The organism is Variovorax sp. GW821-FHT09D04 (assembly GCF_059416405.1).
In genome coordinates this window covers 410,808-430,995 of record NZ_JBWKPA010000005.1, presented here as the reverse complement: position 1 = coordinate 430,995, position 20,188 = coordinate 410,808, and the positions used below count along the sequence as shown (strand labels likewise).

The window sequence follows — 20,188 nt, the reverse complement described above, 5'->3', positions numbered from 1 at the left end:
GAGCCTGCTGCACGCCAGCAACCGACAGACAACCCAGGAAGAAGACCCGATGCCGCGTGGAAGATCCGCCACCTACGACGACCAGCGCGAACTGATCCTCGCGCAGGCCGCTCAGCTGTTCGCCCGCCGCGGCTATCCCGCGACCTCGATGAACCAGGTCGCCGAGGCCTGCAACCTGTCGAAGGCCACGCTCTATCACTACTACAAGGACAAGAGCAGCCTGCTCATCAGCATCGCCGAGACGCACGTCTCGAAGCTGGCGGCGCTGGTGGCCGAGGAAGAGGCCCAGCCGTCCACCGACGAAGAGCGCCTGCGCCGCTTCATCTACCGCATCGTCGAGGAGTACGCCGGTGCGCAGGACGCGCACCGCGTGCTGACCGACGACGTGCGCTTTCTCGAGGACGAAGACCGCGAGCGCGTGCTCGACCAGGAGCGCGCCGTGGTCGCCGGCTTTGCGCGCGCCGTGTCGGCGCTGCGCCCCGGCGCACCGAGCGACGAGCTCGCCAAGCCGCTGACCATGCTGCTGTTCGGCATGATCAACTGGATGTTCACCTGGATGAAGCCCGGCGGCCGGCTCGACCACGCAGCCATCGCGCCGATCGTGGCCGACCTGTTCCTGGGCGGCGTGGGGGCGGTGAAGATGCCGCCCACCGTGGCACAGGAAGAAAACGCCGCTAAAGAATCCGGTTGAACCAGAGCAGCGACAGTCCCGCCGACAACAGCGTGAGCACCGCCGCGCCCAGCGCGAACAGCGCCGAGATCTCGGTTTCCTTCTTCTCGACGGTGAGCTTGGAGCTCAGCGTCTCGTAGACCTTCTTCAGGTCGCTCGCCGTGCCGGCGTAGAAGTACTCGGCGCTGGTCTTGTTCGCGATGGCCTTGAGGGTTTCTTCGTCCAGCCGCACGCGCATCGACCAGCCTTCGAAGCCGATGGTCTCGCCGTCGACCGTGCCCACGCCCACCGTGTAGATGCGCACGCCGCGGTCGGCCGCGGCCTTGGCGGCGTCCAGCGGGTCGACGCCGGTAGTGCGCTGGCCGTCGGTCAGCATGATGATCGCGGCCGAGGTGAACGAGCCGGGCGCCACGGGCGTGAACTCCTTGAGCTGCTTCTCGTTCTGGTCGATCGGAATGCCGCGCTGGCGGCTGGGCGCGCTGAACTGCGAGATGTCGATGCCCGCGTCGGGGAACAGCGTGGCCAGCGACACCACGATGGCGTTGCCCGTGGCCGTGGCGCGCTGCAGCTGGAAGCTGTCGATGGCCGTCACGAGGTCGTCGTGGTTGGTGGTGGGCAGCTGCGCCACCTGCGCGCTGCCCGCGAAGGCGACGATGCCCACCTTCACGTGGCGCGGCAGGTCCTTGATGAAGCTCTTGGCCGCCTCCTGCGCCGCCACCAGCCGGTTGGGCTGCACGTCGGCCGCGCGCATGCTGCCCGACACGTCCATCGCCAGGATGATGGTCTGCTGGTTCGACGGCAGCACCACCACTGCCATCGGCCGCGCCGCCGCCACGAGCATCGCGGTGATGGCCACCAGGAACAGCAGCGGCGGGATGTGGCGCCGCAGGCTCTGGCCCGGGCCCATGGCCTCGCGCACGATCGACAGGCTGGCGTAGCGCACCGCCATCTTCTTCTTGCGACGGATCAGCCAGACATACAGGAGCACCAGCAGCGGCAAGGCCGCCAGCAGCCAGAGGAATTGAGGCCAGAGGAATGTCATGCCGCCACCACCGCCTTCCCGCCACCCGCCGCGACGCCGCGGACCCGGCGCTTGCGCAGGTCCGCGAATCGCACGATGGCTTCGACCAGATCGTCGTTGGTCGAGAGTTCGAGGGCGTCGACGCCGGCCCGGGCCAGCGACTCGCGCAGGGTGGTCTCGCGTTCGGCGGCCAGCCGCGCGAAGCGTTTGCGGAACCCCGCGTCATGGGTGTCGACCCACAGCTGCTCGCCGGTCTCGGCGTCGCGCAGCGGCACCAGGCCGAGGTCGGGCAGCTCGAGTTCGAGCGGATCGAACAGGCGCACGGCAATCACTTCGTGCCGCTGCACCAGCTGGCCCAGCGGGCGCTCCCAGCCGGGCTCGCTGAGAAAGTCGGACACCACGAACACGGTGGAGCGGCGCGGCATGAGCGCGGCGGCGGAGGTCAGCAGGTCGGCCAGGCGCGTCATGCCCTTTTGCGCGGGCGCGGCCTCGGCCTGGTTCGCGCGCTTTTCCATCGCGTGCAGCAGGTGCAGCACATGGCGGCGGCCGGTGCGCGGCGGGATCACGGCCTCGAGGTCGCGGCCGTAGACCAGTGCGCCGACCCGGTTGCCGTGCCGCGTGAGCAGCCGCGCGAGCACGCCGACGAAGCCGGCCGAGATCTCGCGCTTGGCCTTCAGGCCCGAGCCGAAGTCGACCGAGCGGCTCAGGTCGAGCACGAACCACGCGGCCATCTCGCGGTCTTCGGTGAACACGCGCACGTGCGGCGTCTGCAGCCGCGCGGTGACGTTCCAGTCGATGTGGCGCACGTCGTCGTGGTGCTGGTACTCGCGCAGGTCGGCCAGGTCCAGGCCGGTGCCGCGCATGAGCGTGCGGTAGTCGCCCTGCAGCAGGCCGTCGAGGCGGCGGATCACGGTCCATTCGAGCCGGCGCAGTGCGCGTTCGGCCCCGCCGGCTTCGATCGCGAGCCGGTCGTCGTTCGCGGCCTCGGGGGCCTTACGCCACCAGCTTTTCATGTTCGAGGGGCTTGGGAGGAGCGGGGACGGCCTTCATGATCTTCTCGATCAGCCCGTCGGGCGTGAGCCCTTCGGACAGGCCTTCGTAGGACAGCGTCACGCGGTGGCGCAGCACGTCGGGCACCAGCGCGCTCATGTCTTCGGGCAGCGCGTAGCTGCGACCGCGCAGCAGCGCCAAGGCGCGCGCGCCTTCGGTGAGGCTGATGCTGGCGCGCGGGCTGGCGCCGAAGGTGATGAAGCGGCGCAGGTCCTTCAGGCCGTGCTTCTCGGGCGTGCGCGTGGCCGACACGAGCTTCACGGCGTACTGGATCAGCGAAGGGTCGACGTACACGCGCCGCGCCTCGGCCTGCAGCTCGGCCAGCTGTTCGGTGGTGGCGACCGGCGTGGCCGTGACCACCGGGCCGATCACGCGCTGCACGATCACGAACTCTTCCTCGTCGCTCGGGTAGTCGACCATCACCTTCATCATGAAGCGGTCGACCTGCGCTTCGGGCAGCGGGTAGGTGCCTTCGGTCTCGATGGGGTTCTGCGTGGCCATCACGAGAAAGGGGCGTGGCACCTTGTGCGTTTCGCCGGCGATGGTGACCTGGCGCTCCTGCATCACCTCGAGCAGCGCGCTTTGCACCTTGGCCGGCGCGCGGTTGATTTCGTCGGCCAAAAGCAGGTTGGCGAACACCGGGCCCAGCGAGGTGCTGAATTCGCCTGTTTTCTGGTTGTAGATGCGCGTGCCCACGAGGTCGGCCGGCACCAGGTCGGGCGTGAACTGGATGCGCTTGAACTGGCCGCGCACGGTGTCGGCCAGCGTCTTGATGGTGAGCGTCTTGGCCAGCCCCGGCACGCCTTCGACCAGCAGGTGGCCGCCCGCGAGCATCGCGACCATCACGCGCTCGAGAAAGCGGTCCTGCCCCACGACCACGCGCTTCACCTCGTAGAGGATCTGCTCCATCAGCTCGGCGGTGGCGGGGGCTGTTGCAAAGGTCGACGAGGTCGGGTTTTCTGTGCTCATGCGAAGGGCTTTCGAAGAAATCAGAAAGGCGGCGAGCCGGCCGCGGAGGCGGCGTTCTCGATCGGCACCGCGAAGCCGATGCCGATGAAGGTGCGCTGCTGCGTCGGGTTGAGGATGGCGGTGACGATGCCCAGCACCTCGCCGTCCATGTTGATGAGCGGTCCGCCCGAATTGCCGGGGTTGGCGGCGGCGTCGAACTGGATCAGGTTACCCAGCTCCTGCTTGCCCTCGGGCGAGCGGAAGGAGCGCTTCAGGCCCGACACCACGCCGGCCGACACCGACGGCCCGATGCCGAACGGAAAGCCCACGGCCGCCACCTGGTCGCCGGAGCGCAGGTCGGCGGTGGAGCGCATCACGGCGGGGATCAGGTCGTCCGGGATCTTCTGCGCCTGCAGCACGGCCAGGTCGTTCTCGGGCTGCACGCCGGTGATGACGGCGATGGCCTCCAGGCCGTCGGCGAAGGTGACCTTGATCTTCTCGGCGCCGGCGACCACGTGCAGGTTGGTGAGGATCACGCCCTTGTCGACGATCACCACGCCCGTGCCCACGCCGCGTTCGACCTCGCCCGGCGTGCCGCCGTCGGCGGGCGCCTCGGGCGGCTTGCCCTTGGCCATGTTGCGGCCGCGCTTCTGGGTCTTGGCCTCGGGCGTGGCCTTCTCGGGGCCGTAGCCGACCACGCGCACCACTGAGGGCCGCACGATGTCGGCGGCCTTGGCGGCGGGCGAGGGCAGGGTGGCGGTCTGCAGCGTGCGCAGCACGGCGGCGTCGATGTCTTTCTGTGTGAGCGCCTTGGCGCCCGGGCGTGGCGCCCAGAAGGCGCCGCCGGCGGCGATGGCGATGCAGCTGACGGTGAGCAGGGCGAAGGCGCGGCGGCCCGGCTGCCAGCGTGCGCGAGGGGGTGGGGCTTGCACGGCGTCGGCCTCCGCCACAGCCGCGGCATCCGCCGGCGACCCGGCCGCCGGTGCTGCGGCCGGCGGCAGCGTGCGGGGCGAGCGGCTGTAGAAAGCGGGCCTGCGCATCGGAGCACCTCCGGCAAAAAAGGACGCGTGAAGGAGTTCACAGTAGCACGCTTTCCGCGCCTGTGCATCCCTTCGGGCATCATCGCGCGATGGCTGCGTTTGTCGATACCCACTGTCACCTTGATGCGCCCGAATTCGGTGCCGAGATGCCCGTCATCCGCGCCCGTGCGGCGGCGCAGGGCGTGGTGCTGTGCGTCATTCCGGCGGTGGCGGCCTTCAACTTCGCCACCGTGCGCGAGCTGGCCCACGCGCAGGGCGACGCCTACGCGCTGGGCATCCACCCGCTGTGCACGGGGCAGGCGAGCGATGCCGACCTGCAGACACTCGATGCCGAGCTGCACGCGCGGCGCGACGATCCGCGCCTGGTGGCGGTCGGCGAGATCGGGCTCGACTACTTCGTCGAAGGCCTGGACGCCGATAGACAGGAACGCTTCTTTCACACTCAGTTGCAACTGGCGCGCAAGCACGGGCTGCCGGTGCTCATCCATGTGCGGCGCTCGGTCGACAAGGTGCTCAAGCACCTGCGCCAGACCGCGGGCGGACGGCCGTGGCACGGCATCGCCCACGCATTCAACGGCAGCGAGCAGCAGGCGCAGGCCTGCATCGAGATCGGCCTGAAGCTGGGCTTCGGCGGCGCCGTGACCTTCGAGCGCGCGCTGCAGCTGCGCCGCCTCGCGGCCACCCTGCCGATGGACGCGCTGGTGATGGAAACCGACGCGCCCGACATCCAGCCGCACTGGCTGTACCGCACGCAGGCGCAGCGCGACGCGGGCCAGGCGCAGGGTCGCAACGAGCCCGGCGAGCTGCCGCGCATCGCCGAAGTGGTCGCGCAGCTGCGGGGCATCGACATCGCGTCGCTGGCCGAAAACACCACGCGCAATGCGGTGGCAGCCCTGCCGAAGCTCCAAAGTCTGCTGGCCGTGTCGGAGGGGCGTCCGCCCGCCGCGTAGGCCAAGTTCCCGAGTTGCGCCAGCGCAGGCCATCGGGCCCTTTTTGCTGTCATCCTTGAAGTTCGAAGTGACGTTGGTTGTCCAGTGGCACTGTCGTCACTCCGCACTTCACTCAAAAAAGGAGTCTTTCATGACCACATCTTTTGTTCGTACCCTGCCCGTCGCGCTCGCACTGGCGCTGGCCTCCATCGGTGTGTCGGCCATCGCGCAGACCACCGCGGCCGAGCCCACGACCACCGAGAAGGTGAAGGAAGCCGGCAAGGACGCCGTCGATGCGACCGCACGCGGCACCGAAAAGGCCTGGGACGCCACCAAGAGCACGACCAAGAAGGCCGTGAACGCGACCGAAAGCGGCGCCGAGAAGGCCTGGGATGCCACCAAGAGCGGCACCAAGAAGGCAGCCAACGCCACCGAGCGCGGCACCAAGAAGGCCTGGAACGCCACCAAGAACACCACCAAGAAGGCCACCACCGCCACCAAGAAGGCGGCCGTGAAGACCGGCGACGCCGTGGAAACGGCCGGCCACAAGACGGCCGACGGCATGCGCAGCGCCGGCAAGGCGATCGGCGAGAAGGTGCCGGGCACGGCCGAGAACGAAGCGGTCAAGAAGCCGTAACTTCCATGCACCGGGCTTCGGCCCGTGCTTGACGAAAGAACCCGCTTCGGCGGGTTTTTTCATGGGCGTTCAGGCACACCGCGTGGCAATGCCAAGATACCGCCCATGAAACCGACCGCCGTCCCGTCCCCGACCGTTGCCGACAGTGCCGGCACGGTGCTGACTGGCCTTGCGCCCATCGTCTCGCCCCACACACGTGTGCTCATCCTCGGCAGCTTTCCGGGCGTCAAGTCGCTCGAGCGGCAGCAGTACTATGCGCATCCCCAAAATCAGTTCTGGAAGATCTTGCAAGCCCTCTGGCCCGACCCCCTGCTTCCGACGGGCGCAGACAGCTACCGCGCGCGCTGCGACTGGCTGCTCGATCGCGGCCTCGGCGTGTGGGACGTGTACGGCGCCTGCGAGCGCGAGGGCAGCCTCGACACCGCGATCCGCTCGCCGGTCGTGAACGACATCGCCGGCCTGCAACTGCCGAAGCTCGCCGCCATCGCCCACAACGGCGGCGAGAGCTTCAAGCACGCACGCCACACGCGCACCCTCGGGGTGCCGGTCTACTCGCTGCCATCCACCAGCCCCGCCAACGCGTCGTGGTCCTTCGAGCGCAAGCTCGCGGCCTGGCGCGAGGTCTTCGTTGCCCACCACCTTCTCTGATGGCTTCTTCCGCTTCTTCCAAGAAAACCCTCGTCCTGCCCGAAGTCAATTTTTCCGACTGGGGCGACATCCGCTACCTGCACCTGGGCACCGAATGGGTCCAGGGCTCGATGAAGCTCGACGCCCCCTTCGAGATCGAGCTCGAGTACGTGCAGCGCATGATGGCCTGGCTGCTGTTCGTCGACAGCAAGGGCGTGGGCAACCGCCACGCGATGCAGCTGGGCCTGGGCGCGGCCACGCTCACCAAGTTCAGCCGCAAGACGCTGCGCATGCGCACCACCGCGGTCGAGCTGAACCCGCAGGTGGTGTCGGCCTGCCGCGGCTGGTTCAAGCTGCCGGCCGACGACCTGAAGCTGCGCGTGGTGATCGCCGACGCGGCCGAGGAAATCCGCAAGCCCGAATGGCAGGGCACGGTCGACGCGCTGCAGGTCGACCTGTACGACCACGAGGCCGCCGCGCCGGTGCTCGACAGCGAAGACTTCTATGCCGACTGCCGCGCGCTGCTCACCGAAGACGGCTGCATGACGGTCAACCTGTTCGGCCGCTCGTCGAGCTACGAACGCAGCCTCGAGAAAATCGCCGCCGCTTTCGGCGCCGACGCGGTCTGGGCCTTCAAGCCGACGCGCGAAGGCAACACGGTGGTGCTGGCCCAGCGCACGGCGTCGCGCCCGAAGCGCGAGGTGCTTGCCGAGCGCGCCCAAACCATCCAGACTCGCTGGGGCCTGCCCGCGCCGAAATGGCTGCGGGTGTTCAAGCCGATGACGCTTTCCCTCACCACCTGATCACCTGACCTCCGGTTCATGAGCGCTGTACCCGCCGCCGCTTCCGCCTCTGCTGCCCGCCACGAAGGTCCGCTCGACCTGCGTCGCCTGATCGAATGGCTCGCCACCGACGGCGTGATCTCGCCGATGGAGGCCAAGCGCACCATCGCGCGCTGCGCCCAGGCCGAGAGCCGGCAGGCGCCGCTGGTGCGCCTGGCCAACGTGGCCATGACGCGCGAGGCCGACGGCAAGCCGCTCGACCTCGAAGCCCTCACGCAGTGGCTCGCCGGCCGCGCCGGCCTGGCCTACCTGCGCATCGATCCGCTCAAGGTCGACGTGGGCAAGGTGGCCGACACCATGAGCGCCGGCTACGCCGAGCGCCACAAGGTGCTGCCCGTGCAGGTGCTGCCGAACGAGGTGGTGGTGGCCACGGCCGAACCGTTCCTCATCGACTGGATCGCCGAGGTCGAGCGCCAGTCCAAGCGCACCGTGCGCCGCGTGGTGGCCAACCCGTCGGACATCCAGCGCTACACGGCCGAATTCTTCGCGCTCGCCAAGTCGGTGCGCGCCGCGCAGAAGGCCGGCGGCAACACCGGCGGCGCGAGCTTCGAGCAGCTGGTCGAACTGGGCAAGAGCACCAAGCAGCTCGACGCGAATGACCAGAGTGTGGTGCAGGTGGTCGACTGGCTGTGGCAGTACGCCTTCGACCAGCGCGCCAGCGACATCCACCTGGAGCCGCGCCGCGAGCAGGGCGTGATCCGCTTTCGCATCGACGGCATCCTGCACCCCGCCTACCAGATGCCCATGGGCGTGATGAACGCGATGGTCGCGCGCATCAAGCTCCTGGGCCGCATGGACGTGGTCGAGAAGCGCCGTCCGCTCGACGGCCGCATCAAGACCCGCAACATGCGCGGCGACGAAATCGAAATGCGCCTGTCGACCTTGCCGACCGCCTTCGGCGAGAAGATGGTGATGCGCATCTTCGACCCCGACACCGCGGTGAAAGACCTCGACGCGCTGGGCTTCGCGCAGCACGACGCGCAGCGCTGGGAACAGCTGGTCACGCGGCCCAACGGCATCATCCTGGTGACCGGGCCCACGGGCTCGGGCAAGACCACCACGCTGTACTCCACGCTCAAGCGCGTGGCGACCGAAGAGGTCAACGTGAGCACGGTCGAAGACCCGATCGAAATGATCGAGCCCTCGTTCAACCAGACCCAGGTGCAGCCGCAGCTCGACTTCGGTTTCACCGAGGGCCTGCGCGCGCTGATGCGGCAGGACCCGGACATCATCATGGTCGGCGAAATCCGCGACCTCGCCACCGCCGAGATGGCGGTGCAGGCCGCGCTCACCGGCCACCTCGTGTTCAGCACGCTGCACACCAACGACGCACCCAGCGCCATCACGCGGATGATGGAACTGGGCGTGCCCTCGTACCTCATCACCGCCGTGATGCTGGGCGTGCTCGCGCAGCGCCTCGTGCGCACGCTGTGCCCGCATTGCAAGCAGCCCGACGACGCGGTCACGCGCGAGAGCCTCGAGGCCATCGTCAAGCCGTGGCAGATCACCGGCCCCGTGCGCGCCTACAAGCCGGTGGGCTGCGTCGATTGCCGCATGACCGGCTACATGGGCCGCATGGGCCTGTACGAACTGCTGAGCGTGACCGAGCCGTTCAAGGATCAGGTCACCAAGGAGCCCAACCTCACGGGCCTGCGACGCCAGGCCGTGATCGACGGCATGCGGCCGCTGCGCCTGGCCGGCGCGCTGCGCGTGGCCGAGGGCGTGACGACCATCGAAGAAGTGCTCAGCGCAACGCCTCCTCTCGAGTAGAAACAGGTGCCTCGGGTCCGACGAGGCATGAGTCATTTCGGGTTATCCCTAGTCCTTCGGTTAGTGGAATCCACATCGGCCTGACCGGAGGCTGACTCGACAATCCCGCATCGAAATTGTTCGAGGAGACTGTTCGTGAAAATCAAAAGTCAGAAAGACTTTTTCTCGGGACTGATGTTCACCGTCGTGGGCGTGGCGTTCGCATGGGGCGCCACCACCTACAGCGTGGGCAGCGGCGCCCGCATGGGTCCGGGTTACTTCCCGCTCATGCTGGGCATCCTGATGGCGCTGATCGGCCTGGGCATCATGTTCAGCGGGCTCACCGTTGAAACGACCGATGGCGAAAAAATCGGCAAGTGGGCCTGGAAGCAAGTGGTGTTCATCCTGGGCGCCAACCTCGCCTTCGGCGTGCTGCTCGGCGGCCTGCCGAGCATCGGCGTGCCGGCCATGGGCATGATCATCGCGATCTACGCGCTCGTGATCATCGCCAGCCTCGCGGGCCACGAGTTCAAGCTGCCCACCGTGCTGATCCTGGCCACCGTTCTGGCCATCGGCAGCTACGTTGCATTCATCTGGGCGCTGAAGCTGCAGATCCAGGTCTGGCCGACCTTCATCGGTTGAGAGAAGAAAGCTGCTCACATGGAACTGTTTGAACACCTCTCAATGGGTTTTGGCGTTGCCTTTACCTTCACGAACCTGCTGTACTGCCTGGTCGGCTGCATTCTGGGCACGCTGATCGGCGTGCTCCCGGGCATCGGCCCGGTCGCGACCATCGCGATGCTGCTGCCCGCCACGTACGCGCTGCCGCCCGTGTCGGCGCTGATCATGCTGGCCGGTATCTACTACGGCGCGCAGTACGGCGGTTCGACCACCGCGATTCTGGTGAACCTGCCGGGTGAATCGTCGTCGGTGGTGACCGTGATCGACGGCTACCAGATGGCGCGCAAGGGCCGTGCAGGTCCGGCGCTCGCTGCGGCCGGTCTGGGCTCGTTCTTCGCGGGTTGCGTCGGCACGCTGATTCTTGCCGCCTTCGCACCGCCGCTGACCGAGCTGGCCTTCAAGTTCGGCCCGGCCGAATACTTCTCGCTGATGATCCTGGGCCTGATCGGCGCCGTGGTGCTGGCCTCGGGCTCGCTGCTCAAGGCGATCGCGATGATCGTGCTGGGCCTGCTGATGGGCCTGGTCGGTACCGACGTGAACTCGGGTGTCGCACGCTACAGCTTCGACATCCCTGAACTCACCGACGGCATCGGCTTCGTGGCCATCGCCATGGGCGTGTTCGGCTACGGCGAAATCATTGCCAACCTCTCGCGTCCGGACGACGAGCGCGAAGTGTTCACCGCCAAGGTCTCGGGCCTGTTCCCGACCAAGGAAGACTTCAAGCGCATGGTGCCTGCCGTGCTGCGCGGCACGGCGCTGGGTTCGGCGCTGGGCATCCTGCCAGGCGGCGGTGCACTGCTGGCGGCTTTCGCGGCCTACACGATCGAGAAGAAGACCAAGCTGAAGCCGGGCGAAGTGCCCTTCGGCAAGGGCAACATCCGCGGCGTGGCGGCTCCCGAGTCGGCCAACAACGCCGGCGCGCAGACCTCCTTCATTCCGCTGCTGACGCTGGGCATTCCGCCCAACGCCGTGATGGCGCTGATGGTGGGCGCGATGACCATCCACAACATCCAGCCGGGCCCGCAGGTCATGACCAGCAACCCCGAGCTGTTCTGGGGCCTCATTGCCTCGATGTGGCTGGGCAATGCGATGCTGATCGTGCTGAACCTGCCGCTGATCGGCATGTGGATCAAGCTGCTGTCGGTGCCCTACAAGTTCCTGTTCCCGGCGATCGTGCTGTTCTGCGCAATCGGTGTGTACTCGACCAACAACAACACCTTCGACATCTGGATGGTGGGCATCTTCGGTCTGGTGGGCTACACCTTCTTCAAGCTGGGTTGCGAGCCTGCGCCGCTGCTGCTGGGCTTCATCCTGGGCCCGATGATGGAAGAGAACCTGCGCCGTTCGCTGCTGCTGTCGCGCGGCGACTGGAGCGTGTTCGTGACGCGTCCGATCTCGGCCAGCCTGCTGGCGGCCGCGGCCCTGCTGCTCATCATCGTGCTGCTGCCGGCCGTGAAGTCCAAGCGCGAAGAGGCCTTCGTCGAAGACTGATCGACGGGCTTTCTCTGAACGCACAAACGGCGCCCTCGGGCGCCGTTTTTCGTTGGGGGATGCCGTTGTCCCTATCTGCCCAGCGCGCTGAGCACCGCCACGGTCATCGCGTGCACGCCGGTCTTGATCGACGGCTCGGGCACCGGCGCGAAGAAGGGCGAATGGTTGCGGGCCAGCGGCTTGCCGCCGGGTTGGGCGGAGGCCGCGATGTCCCGCGCATCGAGCACGCCGATCGTGAAGTACATCGACGGCACGCCGGCGTTGATGAAGGCCGAGAAGTCTTCGCTGCCCGTCGATGGCACCGTGGATTGAACGACCTGCGCCGGGCCCAGCGCCTGCTGGAGCGCGGCGGCCGCGCGGGTCACGACCGCTTCGTCGTTGACCAGCGCTTCTCCGCCCGGCACCAGCTTGACCACGGGTTCGGGCGCGCCGCTCGTCGCGGCGGCGGCCATGGCCATGCGGCGCACGCCGGCCAGCAGCTGCTCGCGCACCTGCGGCTTGTACGAGCGGATGGTGCCGCGCAGCGTGACCGTGTCGGGAATGATGTTGCCGGCGGTGCCGCCCTGGATGGCGCCAATCGTCACGACACCGAATTCGGCCGGGTCTTTCTCGCGGCTCACCACGGCCTGCACGTCGGTGACGAAGCGCGCGGCGATCACGATCGGGTCGATGGTGGTGTGCGGCCGCGAGCCGTGGCCGCCGCGTCCCTTGAAGACGATTTCCAGCGCGTCGGAGTTGGAGCTGCTGATGCCGACGCCATAGCCGATGGCGCCGTGGGGCGTGGGCGCCGTGTGCAGCGCGAACGCGGCGTCGGGCTTGGGAAAGCGCGTGAACAGGCCGTCCGCGAGCATCGCCTTGGCGCCCGAGACGGTTTCTTCGGCGGGCTGGCCGATGAACATCAGCGTGCCTTTCCATTGGTCCTTGAGCGCGACCAGCGTGCGCGCGGTGCCGAGCCAGCTGGCCATGTGGATGTCGTGGCCGCAGCTGTGGGCCACGAAGCTGTCGCGCCCGCCCCAGTCGGTGCGGGCCTGGCTGGCGTAGGGCAGGCCGGTCTTCTCTTCCATCGGCAGGCCGTCCATGTCGGTGCGCACCATCACGACCGGCCCGGGGCCGTTGCGGTACAGCGCCACGACGCCGGTGCCGCCGACCTTCTCGGTCACCTCGAAGCCGATGGCGCGCATCTCGGCGGCGAGCAGGGCGGCGGTGCGCGTTTCCTTGAAAGCAAGTTCGGGGTGGGCGTGCAGGTCCTTGTAGAGGGCGTCGAGCCGGGGGTACATCGCATCGACGAGCGGCGGGATCACCGACGCCTGCGGTGATGGGGCCGGCTGGGCCTGTGCGCCTGCGCCGAAAGCGAGGAGGGCGGCCACGGCCAGGGAACGAAGGGCGAAGGTGTGTGCGTGGGTCAACATGGAGTGAATGCAGGGGCGCATGAAGATCAGAAGATGTGGCGGATGCCGAAGTCGTAGCCCGTGGCGCTGCGCGGGCGCCAGCCGCTGGCGGCCAGGTAGCCCGGATAGGGCGCGTCGCTGGCGCTCGTCACGGCGCCGATCGCCTTGTCGTTCTGGCCGTCCCGGATGCGAACGCGCGCGAACGTGGCGTACAGCGCCGTGCGGCGGGACAGGTGGTGCACGTAGCCCAGCGCCCATTGGCTGGCGCTGGCGCCTTGCGCGGTGTCTCCCGGCAGGCCGGTGGCGCCGGGCTTGTAGCTGACGCGACCGAACGAGGCGCGGACGAGTCCCGGGCCCACGGGCACCGTGGCGCCCACCAGGTAGCCGTTGTATTTGTCGGTGCGATCCTGCATCCAGGGCTGTGCCTGCGCGCGCCGGTGCCGCAGTTGCGACAGTTCGCCCAGCAGCTTGACGGGGCCGAAGTCGTAGGTGGCGCTGAGGCTGACGGTCTTCAGCCGGTCCTCGCCGCCGGCGTCGACGGGCGGCTTGGCCGCCGAACCCGAGGGCAGGCGGTCCTTGTTGTCTTCACCGAACGCCAGCGCCACGTTGAGCGGCCCCTTGGCGTAGCCGAAGCGCCCGCCCAGGTAGCGCCCGCGCGCGTTCGTCGGTGCCACGTCCGGGCTGTAGCGGGTGTTCTCGGGCAAAGCGTACTGGAGCTGCCCGTGGAAGCCGCCGAGGTCCGGCGGCAGGAAGTAGCCGATGCTGTTGCTGGCGCGCGCGTAGTTGTCGCCTGCGGCCACGCCGGCCGGTGCGCCGCCCAGGAGGGTGGACGAGGCGCTGTTGACGCGCGCGATCACCGACAGGCCCGCGCCCTGCACGGCGAAGGGGTCGGCCAGCGAGTCGTTGCGAAAGATCGGCGTGTAGTCGCGGCCCAGACGCAGCTCGCCGAAGCCGCCCGACAGGCTCAGCGTTGAACGCTTGGCGAACGAGGCCAGGCCTGTCTTGCCGTCATCGTTGGCGATGTTCGACTCCAGCCAGAAGCTCGCCGCCAGGCCGCCGCCCAGGTCTTCCGTGCCCCGAAAACCCAGGCTGCTGCCGCGGTAGCCGCCGCGCGACAGCGTGGTCTGGCGCTGCGTCACCCGCGGCACGGCCGCGGCGAGCATGGCGGCGGCAGGGCGCCGTGGATCGAACGCCGGGCGGTACTCGCTGACGGTCTCGAAATGGCTGACGCCCGCATCCATGACGCCGAACAGCGTCACCGAGGACTGCGCCGAGGCCGTGCCGGCCAGCGCCAGCAGGGCCAGGCCGAGCGGGTGCCGCTTCATGCGAAGAACGCGCGAACTGAAGCAGAGGGCGCCGGCATCGGCGCCCTCGAGGGAGGGAAAGTTCAAGGGGGAGGTCTCCTGTGCGCCACTTCTGTGTCGAGTGGACTGGCGCGACTATCGGACGGCAGGGCGCCCGGGAGGAAATACCGTTTGCTGATGCGACCCCATCGCTATTTCTGATGGTCGGGCGCAAGGCCGTGTGCCGCGTGATGGCCGAGGGAATGGCCGTGGCCACATTGATGCGCCAGATTCATATATCTATCCGATAAATCCATTTCCCTTTTCAATGCCCCGCGTGTCCAATCCTGCGGCCACGTCGGACAAGGCGCGCTCCCGACACACCACCTCGGACACAATGAATTCCATGAAACGAACCACCCGCGCCGCGCTTGCCGCGGCTGCGCTGGTGCTGGCCGCGGTGCCCGCACTGGCCCAGAACTACCCGAACCGGCCCATCCGCCTGATCGTGCCGTTCCCGGCGGCCGGCGCCACCGACCTCTTTGCCCGCACGCTGGGCCAGAAGATGGGCGAGAAGCTCGGCGCCACGCTGGTGGTCGACAACAAGCCCGGCGCGGGCGGCGCGATCGGTTCCGACCTCGCGGCCAAGGCGCCGCCCGACGGCTACACGCTGCTGCTCGCGACCACGAGCACGCACGCCATCGGTCCGGCCATCACGCCCAAGCTGCCCTACGACACGGTGCGCGACTTCACGCCCATCGCCCACGTGGGCGACGCGCCGAGCATCATGCTGGTGCCGGTCAACACGCCCGCCAAGACGGTGCGCGAATGGATCGACAACGCCAAGAAGAACCCCGGCAAGCTCAATTACGCATCGAGCGGCAACGGCACCATCGTGCAGCTCACGGCGGAGCTGTTCAAGGCGCAGGCCGGCGTGTTCGTCACGCACATCCCCTACCGCGGCACGGCGCTGGCGGTGCCCGACCTCATCAGCGGCAAGGTCGACGTGCTGTTCGACTCGCTGCCCACCGGCATGCCGCACGTGCGCGACGGCCGCCTGCGCGCACTGGGCGTGACCTCGCTCAAGCGCAGCCCGCTCGCCCCCGAGCTGCCGCCCATCGCCGACACGCTGCCCGGCTTCGAGTCGACCACCTGGTTCGGCTTCTACGGCCCGAAGGGGCTGCCGGCCGACATCGTGGCGCGCGTGAACAAGGCCGCCAACGAGGCGCTGGCCGATCCGGAGCTGAAGGACAAGCTCGCCCGCCTGGGCATCGAGCCGGCGAATGCGGGCACGCCCGAGCAGTTCGCAAAGATGGTGGCGACCGACGCCGCCAAGTGGAAAAAGATCGTCGTCGATCGCAAGATCACGAACGACTAACGAGAGCACGCCGACATGAACTTCGACTTCAACAATCCCTACCTCTCGACCCGCCTGCCGGTGTTTGCACGCAACGTGGTCGCCACGTCGCACCCGCTGGCTGCACAAGCCGGCCTGCGCATTCTTCAGCAGGGCGGCAACGCGGTCGACGCGGCCATTGCCACGGCCGCCGTGATGACGCTGGTCGAGCCCGTGAGCAACGGCCTGGGCAGCGACGCCTTCTGCATCCTGTGGGACGGCAAGGAACTGCACGGCCTGAACGCCTCGGGCCCCGCGCCGAAGGCCTGGACGCCCGAGTACTTCAAGGCCAAGTACGGCGCCGACGCCGCCACGCCGCCGATGCGCGGCATCGACTCGGTCACGGTGCCGGGCGCGGTGCGCGGCTGGGTCGCGATGAGCGAGCGTTTCGGCAAGCTGCCGTTCGCCGACCTGATGGCGCCCGCCGTCGACATCGCCGAGCGCGGCTACCTCGTGCCGCCGGTGGTGCAGGGCAAGTGGGCGGCGGCCACGCCGATCCTGCAGTCGCAGCCGGGCTTTGCGCAGGCCTTCCTGCCCTGGGGCCGCGCGCCCGAGGTCGGCGAGCTGTTCCGCTTCACCGCGGCGGCACGCGCGCTCAAGGCCATCGCCCGCACCAAGGGCGAGGCCTACTACAACGGCGAGATCGCCGAGGCCATCGCCAAGTTCTCGAAGGAACAGGGCGGCGCGCTCACCGTGGCCGACATGGCGGCCTACCAGCCCGAGTGGGTGAAGCCCATCTCGCGCGACTACCGCGGCCACACGCTGCACGAGATCCCGCCGAACGGCCAGGGCATTGCGGCGCTGATCGCGCTGGGCATCCTCGAGAAGTTCGACATCGCCTCGCTGCCGGTCGACTCGGTGCAGTCGCAGCACCTGCAGATCGAAGCCATGAAGCTGGCCTTCGCCGACGTGTACCGCTACGTGTCGGAGCCATCGTCGATGACGGTGACCCCCGCGCAAATGCTCGATGACGCCTACCTGGCTTCGCGTGCGAGACTCATCGACGTGAACAAGGCGCAGGACTTCAAGGCCGGCAACCCGGTCAAGGGCGGCACCATCTACCTCACGGCCGCGGACGAGAGCGGCATGATGGTGAGCTTCATCCAGAGCAACTACATGGGCTTCGGCTCGGGCTGCGTGGAACCTGAATTCGGCATCAGCCTGCAGAACCGCGGCCACGGCTTCAGCCTCAAGGCCGAGAGCCCGAACGTGGTGGCACCGGGCAAGCGCCCGTTCCACACCATCATCCCGGCCTTCCTCACCAAGGACGGCCAGCCGGTGATGAGCTTCGGCGTGATGGGCGGCAACATGCAGCCGCAGGGCCACATGCAGACGCTGGTGCGCATGCTCGACTACAAGCAGAACCCGCAGGCCGCCTGCGATGCGCCGCGCTGGCGCTTCAACGCGGGGCTCGAGATCAACGTCGAGGCCGCGATGAATGCCAACACCTTGCAAGGCCTGCGCGACCTGGGCCATCACCTCGAGGTGATCAACGATTCCTACCAGGACTTTGGCGCTGGCCAGTTCATCTGGCGTGCGGGCGAGCCTTCGGTCGAAGGCTACGTGGCCGCGAGCGATCCGCGCCGCGACGGCCTCGCTGCAGGCTACTGAGGATCAAGGGATGATCGGGGGATGAACAAGACAGCCGCATCGGTCGGCATTCCCCCGCACGGACACGAGGCCGCCCGCAAGGGCTACGCCACCGGCCTCGTCCTTGCCACGCTGGGCGCCATCGCGTTCAGCGGCAAGGCCATCATCGTCAAGCTGGCGTACCGCTACGGCGTCGACGCCATCACGCTCATCATGCTGCGCATGCTCTTTGCGCTGCCGCTGTTCGCGCTGATGGCGTGGTGGGCCGGGCGCGGCAAGCCTGCGCTCACGACGCGCGACTGGCTCGGCATCCTCGGGCTCGGCTTCTCGGGCTACTACCTCGCGAGCTTTCTCGACTTCGCGGGGCTGGCCTACATCTCGGCCAGCTTCGAGCGGCTGATTCTTTACCTCAACCCCACGCTGGTGCTGTTCTTCGGCTGGCTGCTGTACCGGCGCCGCCCGACGCGCCCACAGGTGTTCGGCATGGTCGTGAGCTACGCCGGCGTGCTGCTGGTGTTCGGCCACGAGCTGTGGACCGGGGGCGGCGGCAAGGGCGGCGGCGCGGCCGCGTGGGGCGCGTTCCTCGTGTTCCTGAGCGCGGTGAGCTATGCGGGCTACCTCGTGTACAGCGGGGAGTTCGTCAAGCGGCTCGGGTCGCTGCGGCTCGTGGGGCTGGCGACCACCGTGGCGTGCGTGCTGTGCATCCTGCAGTTCGTGCTCACGCGGCCGATGAGCGCGGCGATGGCGGTGGCGCCGGAGGTGATCTGGCTGTCGGTGCTCAACGCCACGCTGTGCACGGCGGTGCCTGTCCTCATGGTGATGATGGCCATCGAACGCATCGGCCCCGCCATTGCGGCGCAAACCGGCATGATCGGGCCCCTGTCGACCATCCTCATGGGGGTGGTCATACTGGGTGAGCCGTTCACCGCGTGGATCGCGGCCGGCACGGTGCTCGTCATCGCGGGCATCTTCGTTTTCACACGCAAGGGGCGCTAGCCCCTGCAGCATCGATCGAACGATCGACGGGAGCAAACACATGGATCTGGGCATTGCAGGCAGGACCGCACTCGTGTGCGGCGCGAGCAAGGGGTTGGGCTACGGCTGCGCCGAGGCGCTGGTGCGCGAGGGCGTCAACGTGGTGATCGTGGCGCGCGGCGCCGAGGCGCTCGACGCCGCGGCCAAGCAGCTGGTGGCAGCGGCCGGCCCGTCGGGTCCGTTCGTCAAGCACGTGGCGGCCGACATCACCACCGAAGCCGGCCGCGCGGCCGTGTTCGCGCTGGGCCACGACTTCGACATCGTCGTCACCAACGCAGGCGGCCCGCCGCCCGGTGACTTCCGCAACTGGGACCGCGAGGCGTGGATCAAGGCGGTCGACGCCAACATGCTCACGCCCATCGAGCTCATCAAGGCCACGGTGGACGGCATGGCGAAACGCGGCTTCGGCCGCATCGTCAACATCACGTCGAGCTCGGTGAAGTCGCCGATCGACATCCTGGGCCTGTCGAACGGCGCGCGCAGCGGCCTCACGGGCTTCGTGGCCGGCGTGGCGCGCACGTCGGTGGCGGCGCAGGGCGTGACCATCAACAACCTGCTGCCGGGCTCCTTCGAGACCGACCGCCTCAAGGGCACGATGGCCGGCGCGGCGCAGAAGTCGGGCCAGGATTTCGACACCGTGTGGGAAGCGCGCAAGAAGAACATTCCGGCCAAGCGCTTCGGCAACCCGGCGGAGTTCGGCGCGATCTGCGCGTTCCTGTGCAGCATGCAGGCCGGCTACATGACCGGGCAAAACGTGCTCGCCGACGGCGGCGCCTACCCCGGCACTTACTGACCGACGCAGCGGCGCGCGTTCAGCGCCGCGACGACACCACGATCCCGCCGACGATCAGCACGAAGGCGGCGCCGTGGTACCAGTACGGCGCCTCGCCGAGGAAGGCCGCCGACAGCACGGCCGCGAACAGCGGCGTGAGGTTCATGAAGATGCTCGCCGCCTGCGGCCCCGCGCGCTGCACGCCGGTGCCCCAGCAGCGGTAGGCCAGCACGGCGGGGCCGATGCCGATGAACAGCATCGCGCTCACGAGCGGCCAGCCCAGGTCGATGTGGGCGGGCGTGAACGTCCACTCGCCCGCGGCCAGCGCGCCCGACCACGCCACGCCGAACACCAGCTGCGCCATGAGGAAGGCGGCCCAGTCGCTGCGCACGTTGGCAGGCTCGTGCGTGCGCGCCAGCAGCCAGCTGTAGAAGGCCCAGGCGATGGTGCCCGCGATCATGTACAGGTCGCCCGGCACCAGCCGCAGCGCCAGCAGCTGCTGCCACTCGCCGCGGCTCAAGACCAGCAGCACGCCCAGCATCGACAGCAGCGCGCCGCCCAGCGCGCGCCGGCTGACGCGCGCGTCGAAGCACAGCGTGCCCACGGCCAGCATCCACAGCGGCAGGCTGGAGCCCACCAGCGTGACGTTGATCGGCGTGGAGGTCTGCAGCGCCAGGTATTGAAAAGCGTTGTACAGGCCGATGCCGAGCAGGCCCAGCAGTGCATAGCGCCGCCAGTGCGCCCACAGCGGGCTGTCGCGGCGCAGCACCCAGGCCGCCAGCGGCAGCAGCAGCACGAACGCGATCACCCAGCGCACGAAGTTCAGCGTCAGCGGCGACACCAGCGCGCGCACCAGCCGGCCGACCACCGCATTGCCGGCCCACAGCAGCGGCGGCACGGTGAGCAGAAGGGCGGTGAGGGGCGTGAGGCGGTGGTGCGATGCGGACGACATGGCCGCCGACTCTACCGGGCCCGCACGGAGACCGTGCCGCATCGAGAAAAAGCCAAACGTGGCACGATGCCCGTCCCATTCTTTTTT

At 68.4% G+C, this 20,188-nt stretch carries 19 protein-coding genes; 12 read left to right on the top strand and 7 right to left on the bottom strand.

The window, feature by feature from the left end; genetic code table 11:
• Positions 1–49 precede the first annotated feature (49 nt).
• Entirely contained in the window at positions 50–691 is a 642-nt protein-coding gene (locus tag AC07O4_RS18720; protein WP_495305301.1) for a TetR/AcrR family transcriptional regulator, read from the top strand.
• Here AC07O4_RS18720 and AC07O4_RS18715 read toward each other — a convergent pair.
• Genes AC07O4_RS18715 through AC07O4_RS18700 form a run of 4 tightly spaced genes read right to left on the bottom strand, consistent with a single transcriptional unit; the run spans position 675 to position 4,729 of the window.
• Positions 675–1,712 (bottom strand): VWA domain-containing protein, encoded by a 1,038-nt coding sequence (locus tag AC07O4_RS18715; protein WP_062478619.1) that lies wholly within the window; start codon positions 1,710–1,712, stop codon positions 675–677. The two genes, AC07O4_RS18720 and AC07O4_RS18715, sit on opposite strands and share 17 nt — an antisense overlap.
• Positions 1,709–2,704, bottom strand: a complete 996-nt coding sequence (locus AC07O4_RS18710; protein ID WP_159278217.1) for a DUF58 domain-containing protein — start codon at positions 2,702–2,704, stop codon at positions 1,709–1,711. The genes AC07O4_RS18715 and AC07O4_RS18710 overlap by 4 nt, the downstream gene beginning before the upstream one ends.
• The gene (locus AC07O4_RS18705; RefSeq protein WP_095949404.1) at positions 2,685–3,710 is read right to left on the bottom strand and encodes an AAA family ATPase; all 1,026 of its coding nucleotides are present in this window, start codon (positions 3,708–3,710) and stop codon (positions 2,685–2,687) included. The genes AC07O4_RS18710 and AC07O4_RS18705 overlap by 20 nt, the downstream gene beginning before the upstream one ends.
• 20 nt (positions 3,711–3,730) lie before the next feature.
• A complete protein-coding gene (locus AC07O4_RS18700; protein WP_491513710.1) occupies positions 3,731–4,729 on the bottom strand; it encodes a S1C family serine protease in 999 nt (332 codons plus the stop codon).
• 89 nt (positions 4,730–4,818) lie between these two features.
• Here AC07O4_RS18700 and AC07O4_RS18695 point away from each other — a divergent pair, with 89 nt between their 5' ends.
• The 7 genes from AC07O4_RS18695 (at position 4,819) to AC07O4_RS18665 (ending at position 11,685) form a co-directional block, all read left to right on the top strand.
• Positions 4,819–5,679 (top strand): TatD family hydrolase, encoded by an 861-nt coding sequence (locus tag AC07O4_RS18695; RefSeq protein WP_495305300.1) that lies wholly within the window; start codon positions 4,819–4,821, stop codon positions 5,677–5,679.
• A 130-nt stretch (positions 5,680–5,809) separates the two neighbouring features.
• Positions 5,810–6,295 carry a hypothetical protein gene (locus AC07O4_RS18690; protein WP_495305299.1) on the top strand — a complete coding sequence of 162 codons (486 nt, stop codon included), beginning with the start codon at positions 5,810–5,812 and terminating at the stop codon, positions 6,293–6,295.
• Positions 6,296–6,400: 105 nt separating this feature from the next.
• Positions 6,401–6,943 carry a DNA-deoxyinosine glycosylase gene (locus tag AC07O4_RS18685; protein ID WP_495305298.1) on the top strand — a complete coding sequence of 181 codons (543 nt, stop codon included), beginning with the start codon at positions 6,401–6,403 and terminating at the stop codon, positions 6,941–6,943.
• Positions 6,943–7,725, top strand: a complete 783-nt coding sequence (locus tag AC07O4_RS18680; RefSeq protein WP_095743886.1) for a class I SAM-dependent methyltransferase — start codon at positions 6,943–6,945, stop codon at positions 7,723–7,725. Before AC07O4_RS18685 ends, AC07O4_RS18680 begins: the two co-directional genes overlap by 1 nt.
• An 18-nt stretch (positions 7,726–7,743) precedes the next feature.
• Positions 7,744–9,534 (top strand): type IV pilus assembly ATPase TfpB, encoded by a 1,791-nt coding sequence (gene tfpB, locus AC07O4_RS18675; protein ID WP_062479407.1) that lies wholly within the window; start codon positions 7,744–7,746, stop codon positions 9,532–9,534.
• A 135-nt stretch (positions 9,535–9,669) separates the two neighbouring features.
• Positions 9,670–10,155, top strand: coding sequence for a tripartite tricarboxylate transporter TctB family protein (locus AC07O4_RS18670; RefSeq protein WP_062479410.1), 486 nt, complete (start codon positions 9,670–9,672; stop codon positions 10,153–10,155).
• Positions 10,156–10,173: 18 nt separating this feature from the next.
• Positions 10,174–11,685, top strand: coding sequence for a tripartite tricarboxylate transporter permease (locus AC07O4_RS18665; protein WP_062479412.1), 1,512 nt, complete (start codon positions 10,174–10,176; stop codon positions 11,683–11,685).
• 71 nt (positions 11,686–11,756) lie between these two features.
• Here AC07O4_RS18665 and AC07O4_RS18660 read toward each other — a convergent pair whose 3' ends face one another.
• Complete coding sequence (locus AC07O4_RS18660; protein ID WP_495305297.1) at positions 11,757–13,094, bottom strand: amidohydrolase; 1,338 nt, start codon at positions 13,092–13,094, stop codon at positions 11,757–11,759.
• 26 nt (positions 13,095–13,120) lie between these two features.
• Positions 13,121–14,398: a porin gene (locus tag AC07O4_RS18655; protein WP_495305331.1), complete on the bottom strand. Its 1,278-nt coding sequence runs from the start codon at positions 14,396–14,398 to the stop codon at positions 13,121–13,123.
• Between the two features lie 364 nt (positions 14,399–14,762).
• On the opposite strand from AC07O4_RS18655, the gene AC07O4_RS18650 reads away from it, so the two are divergent.
• Genes AC07O4_RS18650 through AC07O4_RS18635 form a run of 4 tightly spaced genes read left to right on the top strand, consistent with a single transcriptional unit; the run spans position 14,763 to position 19,170 of the window.
• Entirely contained in the window at positions 14,763–15,734 is a 972-nt protein-coding gene (locus AC07O4_RS18650) for a tripartite tricarboxylate transporter substrate binding protein (RefSeq protein ID WP_070063639.1), read from the top strand.
• A gap of 15 nt (positions 15,735–15,749) precedes the next feature.
• Entirely contained in the window at positions 15,750–17,363 is a 1,614-nt protein-coding gene (locus AC07O4_RS18645) for a gamma-glutamyltransferase family protein (RefSeq protein ID WP_495305296.1), read from the top strand.
• A gap of 21 nt (positions 17,364–17,384) precedes the next feature.
• Complete coding sequence (locus AC07O4_RS18640) at positions 17,385–18,338, top strand: DMT family transporter (protein WP_139700095.1); 954 nt, start codon at positions 17,385–17,387, stop codon at positions 18,336–18,338.
• 40 nt (positions 18,339–18,378) lie between these two features.
• Positions 18,379–19,170 (top strand): SDR family oxidoreductase, encoded by a 792-nt coding sequence (locus tag AC07O4_RS18635; protein ID WP_159274987.1) that lies wholly within the window; start codon positions 18,379–18,381, stop codon positions 19,168–19,170.
• A gap of 19 nt (positions 19,171–19,189) precedes the next feature.
• Here the strand turns inward: AC07O4_RS18635 and AC07O4_RS18630 are convergent, their stop codons facing one another.
• Entirely contained in the window at positions 19,190–20,101 is a 912-nt protein-coding gene (locus tag AC07O4_RS18630; RefSeq protein ID WP_495305295.1) for a DMT family transporter, read from the bottom strand.
• Positions 20,102–20,188 lie beyond the last annotated feature (87 nt).

Bases quoted from the DNA above. Each gene is read 5' to 3' on its own strand.
- AC07O4_RS18690 (WP_495305299.1), top strand. From the start codon at position 5,810: ATGACCACATCTTTTGTTCGTACCCTGCCCGTCGCGCTCGCACTGGCG.
- AC07O4_RS18705 (WP_095949404.1), bottom strand. From the start codon at position 3,710: ATGAGCACAGAAAACCCGACCTCGTCGACCTTTGCAACAGCCCCCGCC.
- AC07O4_RS18700 (WP_491513710.1), bottom strand. From the start codon at position 4,729: ATGCGCAGGCCCGCTTTCTACAGCCGCTCGCCCCGCACGCTGCCGCCG.
- AC07O4_RS18640 (WP_139700095.1), top strand. From the start codon at position 17,385: ATGAACAAGACAGCCGCATCGGTCGGCATTCCCCCGCACGGACACGAG.
- AC07O4_RS18685 (WP_495305298.1), top strand. From the start codon at position 6,401: ATGAAACCGACCGCCGTCCCGTCCCCGACCGTTGCCGACAGTGCCGGC.
- AC07O4_RS18645 (WP_495305296.1), top strand. From the start codon at position 15,750: ATGAACTTCGACTTCAACAATCCCTACCTCTCGACCCGCCTGCCGGTG.
- AC07O4_RS18660 (WP_495305297.1), bottom strand. From the start codon at position 13,094: ATGTTGACCCACGCACACACCTTCGCCCTTCGTTCCCTGGCCGTGGCC.
- AC07O4_RS18650 (WP_070063639.1), top strand. From the start codon at position 14,763: ATGAAACGAACCACCCGCGCCGCGCTTGCCGCGGCTGCGCTGGTGCTG.
- tfpB (WP_062479407.1), top strand. From the start codon at position 7,744: ATGAGCGCTGTACCCGCCGCCGCTTCCGCCTCTGCTGCCCGCCACGAA.
- AC07O4_RS18720 (WP_495305301.1), top strand. From the start codon at position 50: ATGCCGCGTGGAAGATCCGCCACCTACGACGACCAGCGCGAACTGATC.
- AC07O4_RS18680 (WP_095743886.1), top strand. From the start codon at position 6,943: ATGGCTTCTTCCGCTTCTTCCAAGAAAACCCTCGTCCTGCCCGAAGTC.
- AC07O4_RS18630 (WP_495305295.1), bottom strand. From the start codon at position 20,101: ATGTCGTCCGCATCGCACCACCGCCTCACGCCCCTCACCGCCCTTCTG.
- AC07O4_RS18665 (WP_062479412.1), top strand. From the start codon at position 10,174: ATGGAACTGTTTGAACACCTCTCAATGGGTTTTGGCGTTGCCTTTACC.
- AC07O4_RS18710 (WP_159278217.1), bottom strand. From the start codon at position 2,704: ATGAAAAGCTGGTGGCGTAAGGCCCCCGAGGCCGCGAACGACGACCGG.
- AC07O4_RS18715 (WP_062478619.1), bottom strand. From the start codon at position 1,712: ATGACATTCCTCTGGCCTCAATTCCTCTGGCTGCTGGCGGCCTTGCCG.
- AC07O4_RS18635 (WP_159274987.1), top strand. From the start codon at position 18,379: ATGGATCTGGGCATTGCAGGCAGGACCGCACTCGTGTGCGGCGCGAGC.
- AC07O4_RS18695 (WP_495305300.1), top strand. From the start codon at position 4,819: ATGGCTGCGTTTGTCGATACCCACTGTCACCTTGATGCGCCCGAATTC.
- AC07O4_RS18655 (WP_495305331.1), bottom strand. From the start codon at position 14,398: ATGAAGCGGCACCCGCTCGGCCTGGCCCTGCTGGCGCTGGCCGGCACG.